The organism is Enterobacter cloacae complex sp. HYC080_NIDB (genome assembly GCF_056673325.1).
Window position 1 is genome coordinate 3,215,034 of the sequence record NZ_CP114212.1, and the last position, 14,277, is coordinate 3,229,310.

Genomic DNA, 14,277 nt, shown 5'->3' on the forward strand with positions numbered 1-14,277 from the left:
CGTCCATGACCATTAAGAATGTAATTTGTGATATCGACGGCGTGCTGATGCACGACAACGTTGCCGTACCAGGTGCTGCGGAGTTTCTTCACCGCATCATCGACAAAGGAATGCCTCTGGTTCTTCTCACGAACTACCCTTCTCAGACCGGTCAGGATCTGGCAAACCGCTTTGCGACGGCGGGCGTCGACGTCCCGGACAGTGTGTTTTATACCTCGGCGATGGCAACGGCGGATTTTCTGAAACGTCAGGAAGGCAAAAAAGCGTACGTGGTCGGCGAAGGCGCGCTGATCCACGAGCTGTATAAAGCGGGCTTTACGATTACCGATGTCAATCCGGACTTCGTGATTGTGGGTGAAACGCGCTCCTATAACTGGGAGATGATGCATAAAGCCTCGTTCTTCGTTGCCAACGGCGCGCGCTTCATTGCCACAAACCCGGATACCCACGGTCGAGGTTTTTATCCGGCCTGTGGCGCGCTGTGTGCCGGTATTGAAAAAATCTCCGGGCGCAAGCCATTCTATGTCGGCAAACCAAGCCCGTGGATCATCCGCGCCGCGCTCAATAAAATGCAGGCCCACTCAGAAGAAACGGTTATTGTCGGCGATAACCTGCGTACGGATATTCTGGCCGGCTTCCAGGCGGGTCTGGAAACCATTCTGGTGCTGTCCGGCGTCTCGCAGCTTGATGACATTGATTCGATGCCGTTCCGACCAAGCTGGATTTACCCCTCCGTCGATGAAATTGACATTATCTGATACCAAACCACGCTCAGGGCGTGGTTTTTCATTTTTAGCCCTTACAAATAAAACCATATCTAACAAAAAGCGCACTTTATTGCATAATCATCAATAAAAGTGTTCATGGCGTACTCTTTTTTCACTATTCCGCAATCACCATTGCACTATTTCCGTTTTCGCCCGTAAATCTCTTGCGCCCCTTCGCCCTTTGCGGCATTTTCATAAGCAAGCAACATTACAAAGCAACAGGGTTAACGGAGAAGGTTATGTGTTCAATTTTTGGCGTACTGGATATTAAAACTGACGCGGGCGAACTGCGTAAAAAAGCACTCGAACTGTCCCGCCTGATGCGCCATCGCGGCCCGGACTGGTCAGGCGTTTACGCCAGTGATAAAGCGATTCTGGCTCACGAACGTCTGTCTATCGTAGACGTCAACGCCGGTGCACAGCCGCTGTATAACGAGAAAAAAACGCACGCGCTGGCTGTTAACGGTGAAATCTATAACCATCAGGCACTGCGCGCCGAGTACGGCGATCGCTACGCCTTCCAGACCGGGTCTGACTGTGAAGTGATTCTGGCGCTCTATCAGGAGAAAGGTCCGGAATTCCTGGACGACCTGCAGGGTATGTTTGCCTTCGCCCTGTACGATAGCGAAAAAGACGCGTATCTGATTGGCCGCGACCATATCGGTATTATCCCGCTGTACATGGGCCACGATGAACACGGCAACTTCTATGTTGCCTCTGAAATGAAAGCTCTGGTACCGGTCTGCCGCACCATTAAAGAGTTCCCGGCAGGCAGCTATCTGTGGAGTAAAGACGGTGAGATCCGTCCGTACTACCAGCGCGACTGGTTCGATTATGACGCGGTTAAAGACAACGTGACGGATAAAGCCGAGCTGCGTCAGGCGCTGGAAGATTCCGTGAAAAGCCACCTGATGTCGGATGTACCTTATGGCGTGCTGCTCTCCGGCGGTCTGGACTCCTCCGTGATCTCCGCGATCACCAAGAAATTCGCCGCTCGCCGCGTGGAAGATCAGGAGCGCTCCGAAGCCTGGTGGCCGCAGCTGCACTCCTTTGCCGTGGGTCTTGAAGGGGCACCTGACCTGAAAGCTGCGCAGGAAGTGGCAAACCATCTGGGCACCGTGCACCATGAAATTCACTTCACCGTGCAGGAAGGCCTGGATGCAATCCGCGATGTGATCTATCACATTGAAACTTATGATGTTACTACCATTCGTGCCTCAACGCCGATGTACCTGATGTCACGTAAGATTAAAGCGATGGGCATCAAGATGGTGCTGTCCGGTGAAGGTTCTGACGAAGTGTTTGGCGGCTACCTGTACTTCCATAAAGCGCCAAACGCCAAAGAGCTGCATGAAGAGACCGTGCGTAAATTGCAGGCACTGCATATGTTTGACTGTGCACGTGCCAACAAAGCAATGTCGGCATGGGGAGTAGAAGCGCGTGTCCCGTTCCTGGATAAGAAATTCCTCGACGTGGCGATGCGTATCAACCCGCAGGACAAAATGTGCGGCAACGGTAAAATGGAAAAACATATCCTGCGCGAATGTTTTGAATCATACCTGCCCGCGAGCGTGGCGTGGCGTCAGAAAGAGCAGTTCTCTGATGGTGTAGGTTACAGCTGGATCGACACCCTGAAAGAGGTGGCAGCAAAACAGATTTCCGACCAGCAACTGGAAACGGCAAGCTTCCGCTTCCCGTACAACACGCCGGGCTCGAAAGAAGCGTATCTGTACCGTGAAATCTTTGAAGAGCTGTTCCCGGTGCCGAGTGCGGCAGAGTGTGTTCCAGGTGGCCCATCCGTCGCCTGCTCGTCTGCCAAAGCGATTGAATGGGATGAATCTTTCAAAGCGATGAACGATCCATCTGGCCGTGCGGTAGGCGTTCACCAGTCTGCCTACAAATAATCGCGACGATTCTAATCAGGCCCCTCTGGGGCCTTTTTTTTGCCTTGCATTTCACTCTCGAAAAACGATTAATAACCAATAATTGCCGAATATTCGGTCACGCTGTTCGCAACCTAACCAAACAGTCACATTCCGGCTATTTTCGTTGAAAAAGGTGTTGACGCTGCAAGGGTCTATACGCATAATGCGCCCCGCAACGCCGATAAGGTAACGCGAAAAAAGATGGCTACGTAGCTCAGTTGGTTAGAGCACATCACTCATAATGATGGGGTCACAGGTTCGAATCCCGTCGTAGCCACCATCTTTTTTGCGGGAGTGGCGAAATTGGTAGACGCACCAGATTTAGGTTCTGGCGCCGCAAGGTGTGCGAGTTCAAGTCTCGCCTCCCGCACCATTCCCAGGTAAGCGTTGCACGGATGGGGTATCGCCAAGCGGTAAGGCACCGGTTTTTGATACCGGCATTCCCTGGTTCGAATCCAGGTACCCCAGCCATATTTCTTCGATTTTGCGGTTCTCCGCGGTATTGGGGTATCGCCAAGCGGTAAGGCACCGGTTTTTGATACCGGCATTCCCTGGTTCGAATCCAGGTACCCCAGCCATCGAAGATTGCAGTACTGGCTACGTAGCTCAGTTGGTTAGAGCACATCACTCATAATGATGGGGTCACAGGTTCGAATCCCGTCGTAGCCACCAAATTAAGATTGTCGATTTTTCGGTAATCAAGACAAATTGTTGGGGTATCGCCAAGCGGTAAGGCACCGGATTCTGATTCCGGCATTCCGAGGTTCGAATCCTCGTACCCCAGCCAATTTAAAAAGTCGTTAAGCAGTTTGTTTAACGCAATTGGGGTGTCGCCAAGCGGTAAGGCTCTGGTTTCTGATACCAGCATTCCGGGGTTCGAATCCCTGCACCCCAGCCACTTAAAAACAAATAAGCCCGCTCTGCGGGCTTTTTTGTTTTTGTTGTCTGTGCGGCCTGATGCCCCCTCACCCTACCCCTCTCCCCAAAGGGGCGAGGGAATAGTCGAAGCAGCGATTAAAGTCCGAGAGCGTATTTCAGGGCCTGACGTTTCAACCCACCGGCACGTTCCGCCGCCATGAGGCCAATGTTACGCAGAATACGTACTGGCGCTAAGTCATTGCTGAACCCGGCATAGAACAGATCCATTCCAGACTGCATAATAAAATTATCCGCCATACGTCGCGTCTGGTAACGCTTCAGTACCTGATGGCTGGACCACGCTTCCGCATGCCCGCGCGCATGACTTAAAACGTCCAGTAACGCGTCAACGTCACGATACCCAAGATTTACCCCCTGCCCGGCCAGCGGGTGTATGGTGTGTGCCGCATCCCCCACCAGCGCCAGCCCGTCACGGGCATACTGCAAAGCGTGACGTCGCGTGAGCGGGAATGCGCCAGCGGCGACTGGTGTGATATGCCCCAGACGGCTCGGGAAGTGCTGCAGGATCTCGCGCTGCAGTTGTTCCATTGAAAGCCCTTGTAGCTGGCGAATGCGCGCCGGTTTGTCGTACCACACCAGTGACGCCCAATGATCAAATAGCGGTAAAAAGGCATGCGGGCCATTCGGCGTAAAGTGCTGCCAGGTGCTCTCACCCGGCGAATTCTCACACTGGACGGTAATCAGCATACAAGACTGCTCATACTGCCAGGCATGTACCCCAATACCTGCCATCTGTCTGACCTGAGAATTGGCACCATCCGCCCCGACGACCAGCTTCACAGCCAGCTCATCACCGCTGTCGAGCGTCAGCAAATAGCCGTTTTCGTGAGTATGAAGTGCCTTAAGTGACGCAGGAATACGCAGCGTCACCTTCGGGTGCGCCTCCAGGGCCTGCCAGAGCGCCAGCTGGAGCACATTGTTTTCCACCATGTAGCCCAGGCGCGGCAGCTTCAGCTCCGCAGCATCAAACGCAACGTGGGCATTTTCCCACTCCCAGGTTTCAAGACGGCTGTAGGGATGCGCACGCATCGCCTGCACCGTTTCCCAGACGCCCAGACCGCGCAGCAGATCGACCGACGCCGCGCTGATAGCAGAAATGCGCACATCCGGCTTGCTGGCGGGATCGAATGCCGGCGGTGCAGCCTGTTCAATTACCGTTACCTCAAATCCCTGCTGCGCCAGCCCCAGCGCCAGTGCGCCGCCGACCATACCGCCGCCGACAACGGCAACTTCGGTGTGTTGGAGTGTCATGGTCATTTTTCCTTATTGGAGAATCCCTTAAGTTTACCGGATTTTTGCGGTCCTGAGACACATAACCTTCATACTGGTCACAACCCCACCAAAGCATTACAATACGCGGCTTGCAATCCTGAGCTGAGCAAGTCGATGACTAAAAAACTCCATATAAAAACCTGGGGCTGTCAGATGAACGAATACGATTCATCCAAGATGGCCGATCTGCTGGACACCACCCACGGATACCAGCTGACTGAAAATCCGAAAGAAGCCGACGTGTTGCTGCTGAACACCTGTTCAATTCGTGAAAAAGCGCAGGAAAAAGTCTTCCACGTGTTAGGCCGCTGGAAACTTCTCAAACGAAAAAATCCGGACCTGATCATCGGCGTGGGCGGTTGCGTCGCATCACAGGAAGGTAAGCTGATCCGCCAGAGAGCCCCCTATGTGGATATCGTCTTTGGCCCGCAGACACTGCACCGCCTGCCGGAGATGATCAACCAGGTTCGCGGTAATCGTAGCCCGGTCGTTGACGTCAGCTTCCCGGAGATCGAGAAATTTGACCGTCTGCCAGAACCGCGCGCAGATGGCCCGACCGCTTTCGTTTCCATCATGGAAGGCTGCAACAAATACTGCACTTACTGTGTGGTGCCTTACACCCGTGGCGAAGAAGTCAGCCGCCCGGCAGACGATATTCTGTTTGAAATCGCGCAGCTTGCCGCGCAGGGCGTTCGCGAAGTGAACCTGCTGGGCCAGAACGTTAACGCCTGGCGTGGGGAAAACTACGACGGCACCACCGGCACCTTTGCTGAACTGCTGCGCCTGGTGGCCGCGATTGACGGTATCGACCGTATTCGCTTTACCACCAGCCATCCGATGGAATTCACCGATGACATCATTGATGTCTATCGCGATACGCCAGAGCTGGTGAGCTTCCTGCATCTGCCGATTCAGTGCGGCTCTGACCGCGTTCTGAACCTGATGGGCCGTCCGCATACGGTTCTGGAGTACAAATCCACCATCCGTAAGCTGCGTGAAGCGCGTCCGGATATCCAGATAAGCTCCGACTTTATTGTCGGGTTCCCTGGTGAAACCGCGGATGACTTCGAGCGCACCATGAAGCTCATTGGTGAAGTGAATTTTGACGTCAGCTACAGCTTCATCTTCTCCGCGCGTCCTGGAACCCCTGCGGCCGATATGGTTGACGATGTGCCGGAAGAAGAGAAAAAGCAGCGTCTGTATATTCTGCAGGAGCGCATCAACCAGCAGGCCAACGCCTGGAGCCGCCGTATGCTCGGCACCGTCCAGCGCATACTGGTAGAAGGCACCTCACGCAAGAGCATTATGGAACTCTCCGGTCGTACAGAAAACAACCGCGTGGTGAATTTTGAAGGCACCCCGGACATGATCGGTAAATTTGTGGACGTTGAGATTGTCGAAGTGCTCACCAACTCACTGCGTGCGAAAGTGGTCCGCACTGAAGACGAAATGGGCCTGCGTATTGCCGAGTCACCGGAATCCGTCATTTCGCGTACCCGCAAAGAAAACGATTCTGGCGTGGGGATTTACCAGCCTTAATCCTTCGGGCCTGCCGCTTCGGCAGGCCTTGTATTTCCTCTCATCGTCCCCAATATCATCTGCAATGCTTGCGCCTTTATTCTATGGCGTGAATAATTTCGGTAATGACCGTTTTATTACGCCGGGTGGCAGCGGGTCAGCTAACCAATCAAAGAGGAACAGTTTGAACATAGATACGCGTGAAATCAGCCTAACGCCCGCAGACAACGCTCGCCTGCTGAGCCTGTGCGGACCGTTTGATGACAACATCAAACAACTGGAGCGACGTCTGGGTATCGAAATCAATCGTCGCGATAATCACTTCAAACTTACCGGACGCCCTATCTGCGTCAATGCGGCTGCAGATATCCTGCGCAGCTTGTATGTCGATACCGCCCCGATGCGCGGCGAAATTCAGGATATCGAACCGGAACAAATTCACCTCGCCATTAAAGAGGCGCGCGTGCTTGAGCAGAGCGCGGAAAGTGTGCCGGACTACGGTAAGGCCATCAACATCAAGACCAAGCGTGGCGTCATTAAGCCGCGTACGCCAAACCAGGCGCAGTACATCGCCAATATTCTCGACCACGACATCACCTTCGGCGTGGGGCCGGCGGGTACGGGTAAAACCTATCTGGCCGTTGCCGCGGCGGTGGATGCGCTGGAACGTCAGGAAATCCGCCGTATCCTGCTGACCCGTCCGGCGGTGGAAGCGGGTGAAAAACTGGGCTTCCTGCCGGGCGATCTGAGTCAGAAGGTCGACCCGTATCTGCGTCCTTTATACGATGCGCTGTTTGAGATGCTCGGCTTTGAGAAGGTCGAAAAGCTGATTGAGCGTAACGTGATTGAAGTGGCCCCACTCGCCTACATGCGTGGTCGCACGTTAAACGACGCGTTCATCATTCTTGATGAAAGCCAGAACACCACCATCGAACAGATGAAGATGTTCCTGACGCGTATTGGCTTTAACTCGAAAGCGGTCATTACCGGTGACGTTACCCAGATCGACCTGCCGCGCAGCACCAAATCCGGCCTGCGCCACGCCATTGAAGTGCTGGCCGAAGTCGATGAAATCAGCTTTAACTTCTTCCACAGTGAAGACGTGGTACGCCATCCGGTAGTTGCGCGCATCGTTAACGCCTATGAAGCCTGGGAAGAGGCGGATCAAAAACGCAGGGCCGAACTGGCCGCAGAACGTAAGCGCGACGCGCAGGAGCAAGAACAGAAATGAGTCAGGTGATCCTCGATTTACAGCTGGCCTGTGAAGACAATTCCGGTATGCCAGATGAGGCACAGTTTCAGAAATGGCTGGATGCCGTTATCCCCCAGTTTCAGGAAGAATCAGAAGTGACGATTCGCCTGGTGGATGAGGCAGAAAGCCATGAGCTTAACCTGACTTACCGTGGGAAAGATAAGCCAACCAACGTGCTCTCTTTCCCGTTCGAAGCCCCGCCGGGTATCGAGATGCCGCTGCTGGGGGATCTGATCATCTGCCGTCAGGTGGTTGAACAGGAAGCCAAAGAGCAGCAAAAGCCGCTGGAAGCCCACTGGGCGCATATGGTGGTGCATGGCAGCCTGCATCTGCTTGGCTACGATCATATTGAAGATGACGAAGCGGAAGAGATGGAGTCCCTCGAGACAGAGATAATGCTTGCTCTGGGCTATGAGGATCCGTACATTGCCGAGAAAGAATAGTCAGTTAACTTACTGACGACTATGCCGCCGCGCAGGGAATTCGCGTGGCGGTAAATGTTGAACTAACAAGAGAACCCTTAACAAACGCCATGAGCGACGACAATTCACACAGTAGCGACACGACAAACACTAAAAAGGGATTTTTCTCCCTCATTCTGAACCAGCTTTTCCACGGCGAACCCAAGAACCGTGATGAACTGCTGGAGCTGATTCGTGATTCCGGGCAAAACGACCTTATCGACGAAGATACGCGCGAAATGCTCGAAGGGGTGATGGACATTGCTGACCAGCGTGTTCGCGATATCATGATCCCCCGCTCGCAGATGATCACCCTGAAACGTAACCAGACCCTGGACGAGTGCCTCGATGTGATCATCGAATCCGCCCACTCGCGTTTCCCGGTCATCAGCGAAGATAAAGATCACATCGAAGGGATTTTGATGGCGAAAGATCTGCTGCCGTTTATGCGCAGTGATGCCGAAGCCTTCAGCATGGAAAAAGTGTTACGCCAGGCCGTGGTTGTGCCGGAAAGTAAACGTGTGGACCGGATGCTGAAAGAGTTTCGCTCTCAGCGTTACCACATGGCGATTGTTATTGATGAATTTGGCGGCGTTTCCGGACTGGTCACGATCGAGGATATTCTTGAGCTGATCGTGGGTGAAATCGAAGATGAGTATGACGAAGAGGAAGATATCGACTTCCGTCAGCTCAGCCGCCACACCTGGACCGTGCGCGCGCTGGCCTCGATTGAGGACTTCAACGACGCTTTCGGCACTCACTTCAGTGATGAAGAGGTCGATACCATTGGCGGGCTGGTGATGCAGGCCTTTGGCCACCTTCCGGCGCGCGGTGAAACCGTTGACATCGACGGTTACCAGTTCAAAGTGGCAATGGCCGACAGCCGCCGTATTATACAGGTTCATGTCAGAACGCCGGACGACTCACCGGTGCCAAAACTGGAAGATTAATGTAAATGGCATTTGCCCCATTACTTGAACGCCAGCGCGTCCGTTTGCTGCTGGCGCTGTTACTCGGAGCCAGCGGTACGCTGGCTTTTTCTCCTTACGATATCTGGCCTGCGGCTATTCTCTCCCTGATGGGGCTTCAGGGTCTGACCCTGAACCGGCGTCCGGTACAGGCTGCCGCCATTGGTTACTTCTGGGGACTGGGGCTCTTTGGCTCCGGCATTAACTGGGTCTACGTCAGCATCGCCCAGTTTGGCGGTATGCCGGGCCCGGTTAACGTCTTCCTGGTCGTCCTGCTCGCGGCATATCTCTCACTGTATACTGGTCTGTTCGCAGGGATCCTTTCCCGCCTGTGGCCTAAAACCACCTGGCTGCGCGTCGCCATTGCCGCGCCGGTGGTCTGGCAGATCACCGAATTCCTGCGCGGTTGGGTGTTGACCGGCTTCCCGTGGCTGCAGTTCGGCTACAGCCAGATTGATGGCCCGCTGAAAGGCCTGGCCCCGGTCATGGGCGTTGAGGCAATCAACTTCCTGCTAATGGTGGTCAGCGGCCTGCTGATCCTGGCGCTGGTCACGCGTTGCTGGAAACCGCTGGCCGTGGCGCTGGTGCTGTTTGCCCTGCCCTTCCCGCTGCGGTATATCCAGTGGTTCACGCCTGAGCCTGAGCGCACCATGCAGGTTTCTATGGTGCAGGGAAATATCCCGCAATCTATGAAGTGGGATGAAAAAGAGCTGCTGAACACGCTGAAGATCTACGCCAACGCCACCGAAGAGGTGATGGGTAAATCGCAGCTGATCATCTGGCCGGAATCCGCCATTCCCGATCTGGAGATCAATCAGCAGCCGTTCCTGAACATGATGAACGACTTGCTGCTGGCTCGCGGCAGCACGCTGATTACCGGGATTGTCGATGCGCGTCTGAATCAGCAGAACCGTTATGACACCTACAACACCATCATTACGCTCGGCAAAGACAGCGAATACAGCTACAACTCCACGGATCGGTACAACAAGAACCACCTGGTGCCGTTTGGTGAATTTGTTCCGCTGGAGTCGATTCTGCGCCCGCTGGCGCCGTTCTTTGATCTGCCGATGTCCTCCTTCAGCCGTGGCCCGTACGTACAGCCCCAGCTGCATGCGCACGGCCTTGCCCTGACGGCGGCCATCTGCTACGAAATCATTCTCGGCGAGCAGGTTCGCGATAACTTCCGCCCGGATACCGACTACCTGCTGACCATCTCCAACGATGCGTGGTTCGGTAAATCTATCGGCCCGTGGCAGCATTTCCAGATGGCGCGTATGCGTTCTCTGGAGCTGGCGCGCCCATTGCTGCGCAGCACCAACAACGGCATCACCGCCGTGATTGGTCCACAGGGTGAAATCCAGGCCATGATCCCGCAGTTCACCCGTGAGGTGTTGACCACAAAAGTCACACCAACCACCGGCCTGACGCCGTATGCCCGCACCGGCAACTGGCCGCTGTGGATCCTGACCGCGCTGTTCGGTTTCGGTGCCGTGCTGATGAGCCTGCGTCAGCGTCGTCGCTAATCTTACCTTCTGTTGCCGGGTGGCGCTAACGCTTACCCGGCCTACATTTTGACTCCGTAGCTCGGGTAAGGCGTAGCCGCCACCCGACAAATTCCTTCCAGTGCCAAATCTGGCACGCCTGTTGCTTTGTATATTCACGCAAACGCAGTTTGGCTTAACGTGCAACCTTGTCGCACCAGCGTAGATCACCGGTAGCACCGAAACGGTGCAACGGGAGATATTTGCCTCTGAATGGTGCGGCGCGCTTCGCAAAAATAAACAATAACGCAGCAAAATCTTTACATTAAGCCAGACTAAATGTTAACAAGCTTGCATAACACTGCACTCGCTTCGCGCGAGATATAACAACATCACAATGGGTATCAATGCGTCACTGGCGCTGATAAGAAAGGAGTTGGGTATGCAATTACGTAAACTGGCCACAGCAATGCTGGTTATGGGAATGTCTGCCGGCGTGGTTCACGCTGAAGATGCTCCGGCAGCAGGCAGTACTCTCGACAAGATTGCCAAAAACGGCGTGATCGTGGTCGGCCACCGTGAATCTTCTGTCCCGTTCTCTTACTACGACAACACGCAAAAAGTCGTGGGCTATTCACAGGATTACTCCAACGCCATCGTTGAAGCTGTGAAGAAAAAGCTGAACAAACCTGACCTGCAGGTGAAGCTGATCCCCATCACTTCACAGAACCGTATTCCACTGCTGCAAAACGGCACCTTTGATTTTGAGTGTGGCTCTACCACCAACAACCTCGAGCGCCAGAAACAGGCCGCTTTCTCTGACACCATCTTTGTCGTGGGCACCCGTCTGCTGACGAAGAAAGGCGGTGATATCAAAGATTTTGCTGACCTGAAAGGCAAAGCGGTCGTCGTAACGTCCGGTACCACCTCAGAAGTGCTGCTGCACAAGCTGAACGACGAGAAGAAAATGGATATGCGCATCATCAGCGCGAAAGACCATGGCGACTCCTTCCGTACCCTGGAAAGTGGCCGTGCCGTCGCGTTTATGATGGATGACGCCCTGCTGGCGGGTGAGCGTGCGAAAGCGAAGAAACCAGACAACTGGGATATCGTCGGCACCGCGCAGTCAAAAGAAGCTTACGGCTGCATGCTGCGTAAAGACGATCCGCAGTTCAAGAAGCTGATCGATGACACTATCGCCCAGGTACAGACTTCCGGCGAAGCGGAAAAATGGTTCGACAAATGGTTCAAGAACCCGATTCCACCAAAAAATCTCAACATGAACTTTGAACTGTCTGATGACATGAAAGCGCTGTTCAAATCTCCAAATGACAAGGCTCTTAACTAATTAGAACAACAGGGGCGGGATCTCCTGCCCTCTCGATTGTCGGGAAGCATGGACAGACTATACGTTGAGTGGTCGTTCCCCACTCAGCGCGAAAAATGAGCTTCTCACCAATCTTCGAGGGTAGCGCTGCTACCCTTTTTTTTCTGGAGTTTATTATGTCAATAGACTGGAACTGGGGCATATTCCTGCAACAAGCCCCGTTCGGCAACACCACCTATCTTGGCTGGCTGTGGAGCGGCTTCCAGGTCACCGTGGCACTATCGATAACAGCGTGGATTATCGCGTTTCTTGTCGGTTCGCTGTTCGGTATTCTGCGCACCGTCCCTAACCGTTTTCTTTCAACACTGGGCACGCTCTATGTGGAACTGTTCCGTAACGTTCCGCTCATCGTGCAATTCTTTACCTGGTATCTGGTTATCCCGGAACTGCTGCCGGAAAATATTGGCATGTGGTTCAAGTCGGAGCTGGATCCAAATGTGCAGTTCTTTGTCTCCTCCATGATGTGTCTGGGGCTGTTTACCGCTGCGCGCGTTTGTGAGCAGGTGCGTGCCGCCATTCAGTCATTACCCCGCGGACAAAAAAATGCGGGTCTGGCGATGGGCCTGACCCTGCCGCAAACCTACCGCTACGTGCTGCTGCCTAATGCCTACCGCGTTATCGTGCCACCGATGACCTCGGAGATGATGAACCTGGTGAAAAACTCGGCCATCGCCTCCACTATCGGCCTGGTCGATATGGCGGCCCAGGCGGGCAAGCTGCTGGATTACTCCGCTCACGCGTGGGAATCCTTCACCGCGATCACGCTCGCGTATGTTCTGATTAACGCTTTCATCATGCTGGTGATGAACCTGGTTGAACGCAAAGTACGCCTGCCGGGCAATCTGGGGGGCAAATAATGTACGAATTTGACTGGAGTTCTATCGTTCCTTCCATGCCTTACCTGCTGGATGGCCTGGTGATTACCTTAAAAATCACCGTTATTGCCATCATCATTGGTATCGTCTGGGGCACCCTGCTGGCGGTGATGCGCCTGTCGAGCTTTAAGCCGCTCGCCTGGTTTGCGACCGCCTACGTTAACGTTTTCCGCTCCATCCCGCTGGTGATGGTGCTGCTGTGGTTTTACCTGATTGTTCCCGGCTTTCTGCAAAACGTCCTGGGGCTGTCACCAAAAACCGATATCCGCCTGATCTCGGCGATGGTGGCGTTCTCAATGTTTGAGGCCGCTTACTACTCAGAGATTATCCGCGCGGGCATTCAGAGCATCTCCCGCGGGCAATCCAGCGCCGCGCTGGCGCTGGGGATGACGCACTGGCAGTCCATGCAGCTGATTATTCTGCCGCAGGCGTTTCGCGCCATGGTTCCGCTCCTGCTGACCCAGGGCATTGTGCTGTTCCAGGATACCTCGCTGGTGTATGTCCTGAGTCTGGCAGACTTCTTCCGTACCGCGTCAACCATCGGTGAACGTGATGGTACGCAGGTCGAGATGGTGCTCTTCGCGGGCGCGGTCTATTTTGTGATTAGTTTAAGCGCGTCGCTGTTGGTCAGTTGGCTGAAGAAAAGGACGGTATAATGATTTCCCTGAAAAATGTTTCTAAATGGTATGGGCACTTTCAGGTGCTGACCGACTGCTCCACGGAAGTGAAAAAAGGCGACGTGGTGGTGGTGTGCGGCCCGTCCGGTTCCGGTAAGTCCACGCTGATCAAAACCGTTAATGGTCTGGAACCTGTGCAGCAGGGCGAAATTGTTGTTAACGGCACCAAAGTGAACGACAAAAAAACCAACCTTGCCCAGCTTCGCTCTCACGTTGGTATGGTGTTCCAGCACTTTGAGCTGTTCCCTCACCTCTCCATCATCGAGAACCTGACGCTGGCGCAGGTGAAAGTGCTTAAGCGCGATAAAAAAGCATCGCGTGAGAAAGGCCTTAAGCTTCTGGAGCGCGTTGGGCTTTCTGCACATGCCGATAAGTTCCCGGCGCAGCTTTCGGGTGGTCAGCAGCAGCGTGTCGCGATCGCCCGCGCGCTGTGTATGGATCCGGTGGCAATGCTGTTTGATGAGCCGACGTCGGCGCTCGATCCAGAGATGATTAACGAAGTGCTCGACGTTATGGTCGAGCTGGCGCACGAAGGGATGACCATGATGGTGGTGACGCACGAAATGGGCTTCGCCCGTAAAGTGGCCAACCGCGTCATCTTTATGGACGAAGGGAAGATCGTGGAAGACTCGCCGAAAGAAGAGTTCTTCGCGAACCCGAAATCCGAACGTGCAAAAGATTTCCTCGCCAAAATCCTGCATTAATCTTCTCAGTGCGCAATCTGCGGATTGCGCACTGCCTCACGCTTTCGC

Annotated in this window: 12 protein-coding genes and 7 tRNA genes; 18 read left to right on the plus strand and 1 reads right to left on the minus strand. The window is 54.2% G+C overall.

Annotation, left to right across the window (positions count from 1 at the left end; translation table 11 throughout):
- The first annotated feature begins 5 nt into the window (after positions 1-5).
- The 9 genes from nagD to O1723_RS15330 all read left to right on the plus strand — a co-directional run bounded on the left by nagD (position 6) and on the right by O1723_RS15330 (position 3,590).
- Positions 6-758, plus strand: coding sequence for a ribonucleotide monophosphatase NagD (gene nagD / locus O1723_RS15290; protein WP_008501057.1), 753 nt, complete (start codon positions 6-8; stop codon positions 756-758).
- A gap of 248 nt (positions 759-1,006) precedes the next feature.
- Positions 1,007-2,671 (plus strand): asparagine synthase B, encoded by a 1,665-nt coding sequence (gene asnB, locus O1723_RS15295; protein ID WP_014883010.1) that lies wholly within the window; start codon positions 1,007-1,009, stop codon positions 2,669-2,671.
- 224 nt (positions 2,672-2,895) lie between these two features.
- A tRNA-Met gene (locus O1723_RS15300) sits at positions 2,896-2,972 on the plus strand.
- Positions 2,973-2,980: 8 nt separating this feature from the next.
- Positions 2,981-3,065 (plus strand) — tRNA-Leu (locus O1723_RS15305).
- Between the two features lie 23 nt (positions 3,066-3,088).
- Positions 3,089-3,163: transfer RNA gene (locus tag O1723_RS15310), tRNA-Gln, on the plus strand.
- Between the two features lie 32 nt (positions 3,164-3,195).
- Positions 3,196-3,270: transfer RNA gene (locus O1723_RS15315), tRNA-Gln, on the plus strand.
- Positions 3,271-3,287: 17 nt separating this feature from the next.
- Positions 3,288-3,364: transfer RNA gene (locus O1723_RS15320), tRNA-Met, on the plus strand.
- A gap of 40 nt (positions 3,365-3,404) precedes the next feature.
- Positions 3,405-3,479, plus strand: a tRNA-Gln gene (locus O1723_RS15325).
- A 36-nt stretch (positions 3,480-3,515) separates the two neighbouring features.
- Positions 3,516-3,590: transfer RNA gene (locus tag O1723_RS15330), tRNA-Gln, on the plus strand.
- Between the two features lie 116 nt (positions 3,591-3,706).
- On the opposite strand, the gene ubiF is transcribed toward O1723_RS15330, so the two are convergent.
- Complete coding sequence (gene ubiF / locus O1723_RS15335; protein WP_014883009.1) at positions 3,707-4,882, minus strand: 3-demethoxyubiquinol 3-hydroxylase; 1,176 nt, start codon at positions 4,880-4,882, stop codon at positions 3,707-3,709.
- Positions 4,883-5,017: 135 nt separating this feature from the next.
- On the opposite strand from ubiF, the gene miaB reads away from it, so the two are divergent.
- The 9 genes from miaB to O1723_RS15380 all read left to right on the plus strand — a co-directional run bounded on the left by miaB (position 5,018) and on the right by O1723_RS15380 (position 14,229).
- Positions 5,018-6,442 carry a tRNA (N6-isopentenyl adenosine(37)-C2)-methylthiotransferase MiaB gene (miaB, locus tag O1723_RS15340; protein ID WP_014883008.1) on the plus strand — a complete coding sequence of 475 codons (1,425 nt, stop codon included), beginning with the start codon at positions 5,018-5,020 and terminating at the stop codon, positions 6,440-6,442.
- 163 nt (positions 6,443-6,605) lie between these two features.
- Entirely contained in the window at positions 6,606-7,652 is a 1,047-nt protein-coding gene (locus O1723_RS15345; RefSeq protein WP_014883007.1) for a PhoH family protein, read from the plus strand.
- Positions 7,649-8,116, plus strand: a complete 468-nt coding sequence (gene ybeY / locus O1723_RS15350) for an rRNA maturation RNase YbeY (RefSeq protein ID WP_008501052.1) — start codon at positions 7,649-7,651, stop codon at positions 8,114-8,116. Before O1723_RS15345 ends, ybeY begins: the two co-directional genes overlap by 4 nt.
- Before the next feature lie 89 nt (positions 8,117-8,205).
- A complete protein-coding gene (gene corC / locus O1723_RS15355; protein WP_014883006.1) occupies positions 8,206-9,084 on the plus strand; it encodes a CNNM family magnesium/cobalt transport protein CorC in 879 nt (292 codons plus the stop codon).
- Positions 9,085-9,089: 5 nt separating this feature from the next.
- Positions 9,090-10,628 (plus strand): apolipoprotein N-acyltransferase, encoded by a 1,539-nt coding sequence (gene lnt / locus O1723_RS15360; RefSeq protein ID WP_014883005.1) that lies wholly within the window; start codon positions 9,090-9,092, stop codon positions 10,626-10,628.
- Between the two features lie 400 nt (positions 10,629-11,028).
- The gene (locus O1723_RS15365) at positions 11,029-11,934 is read left to right on the plus strand and encodes an amino acid ABC transporter substrate-binding protein (RefSeq protein ID WP_014883004.1); all 906 of its coding nucleotides are present in this window, start codon (positions 11,029-11,031) and stop codon (positions 11,932-11,934) included.
- A 155-nt stretch (positions 11,935-12,089) separates the two neighbouring features.
- Positions 12,090-12,830 (plus strand): glutamate/aspartate ABC transporter permease GltJ, encoded by a 741-nt coding sequence (gene gltJ, locus O1723_RS15370; RefSeq protein ID WP_014883003.1) that lies wholly within the window; start codon positions 12,090-12,092, stop codon positions 12,828-12,830.
- A complete protein-coding gene (gene gltK, locus O1723_RS15375; protein ID WP_014883002.1) occupies positions 12,830-13,504 on the plus strand; it encodes a glutamate/aspartate ABC transporter permease GltK in 675 nt (224 codons plus the stop codon). The genes gltJ and gltK overlap by 1 nt, the downstream gene beginning before the upstream one ends.
- Complete coding sequence (locus O1723_RS15380) at positions 13,504-14,229, plus strand: amino acid ABC transporter ATP-binding protein (protein ID WP_014883001.1); 726 nt, start codon at positions 13,504-13,506, stop codon at positions 14,227-14,229. The genes gltK and O1723_RS15380 overlap by 1 nt, the downstream gene beginning before the upstream one ends.
- Positions 14,230-14,277 lie beyond the last annotated feature (48 nt).

Excerpts from the sequence above, each read along its gene's own strand:
- nagD (WP_008501057.1), top strand. The coding sequence starts at position 6 with ATGACCATTAAGAATGTAATTTGTGATATCGACGGCGTGCTGATGCAC.
- asnB (WP_014883010.1), top strand. The coding sequence starts at position 1,007 with ATGTGTTCAATTTTTGGCGTACTGGATATTAAAACTGACGCGGGCGAA.
- ubiF (WP_014883009.1), bottom strand. The coding sequence starts at position 4,882 with ATGACACTCCAACACACCGAAGTTGCCGTTGTCGGCGGCGGTATGGTC.
- miaB (WP_014883008.1), top strand. The coding sequence starts at position 5,018 with ATGACTAAAAAACTCCATATAAAAACCTGGGGCTGTCAGATGAACGAA.
- ybeY (WP_008501052.1), top strand. The coding sequence starts at position 7,649 with ATGAGTCAGGTGATCCTCGATTTACAGCTGGCCTGTGAAGACAATTCC.
- corC (WP_014883006.1), top strand. The coding sequence starts at position 8,206 with ATGAGCGACGACAATTCACACAGTAGCGACACGACAAACACTAAAAAG.
- lnt (WP_014883005.1), top strand. The coding sequence starts at position 9,090 with ATGGCATTTGCCCCATTACTTGAACGCCAGCGCGTCCGTTTGCTGCTG.
- O1723_RS15365 (WP_014883004.1), top strand. The coding sequence starts at position 11,029 with ATGCAATTACGTAAACTGGCCACAGCAATGCTGGTTATGGGAATGTCT.
- gltJ (WP_014883003.1), top strand. The coding sequence starts at position 12,090 with ATGTCAATAGACTGGAACTGGGGCATATTCCTGCAACAAGCCCCGTTC.
- gltK (WP_014883002.1), top strand. The coding sequence starts at position 12,830 with ATGTACGAATTTGACTGGAGTTCTATCGTTCCTTCCATGCCTTACCTG.
- O1723_RS15380 (WP_014883001.1), top strand. The coding sequence starts at position 13,504 with ATGATTTCCCTGAAAAATGTTTCTAAATGGTATGGGCACTTTCAGGTG.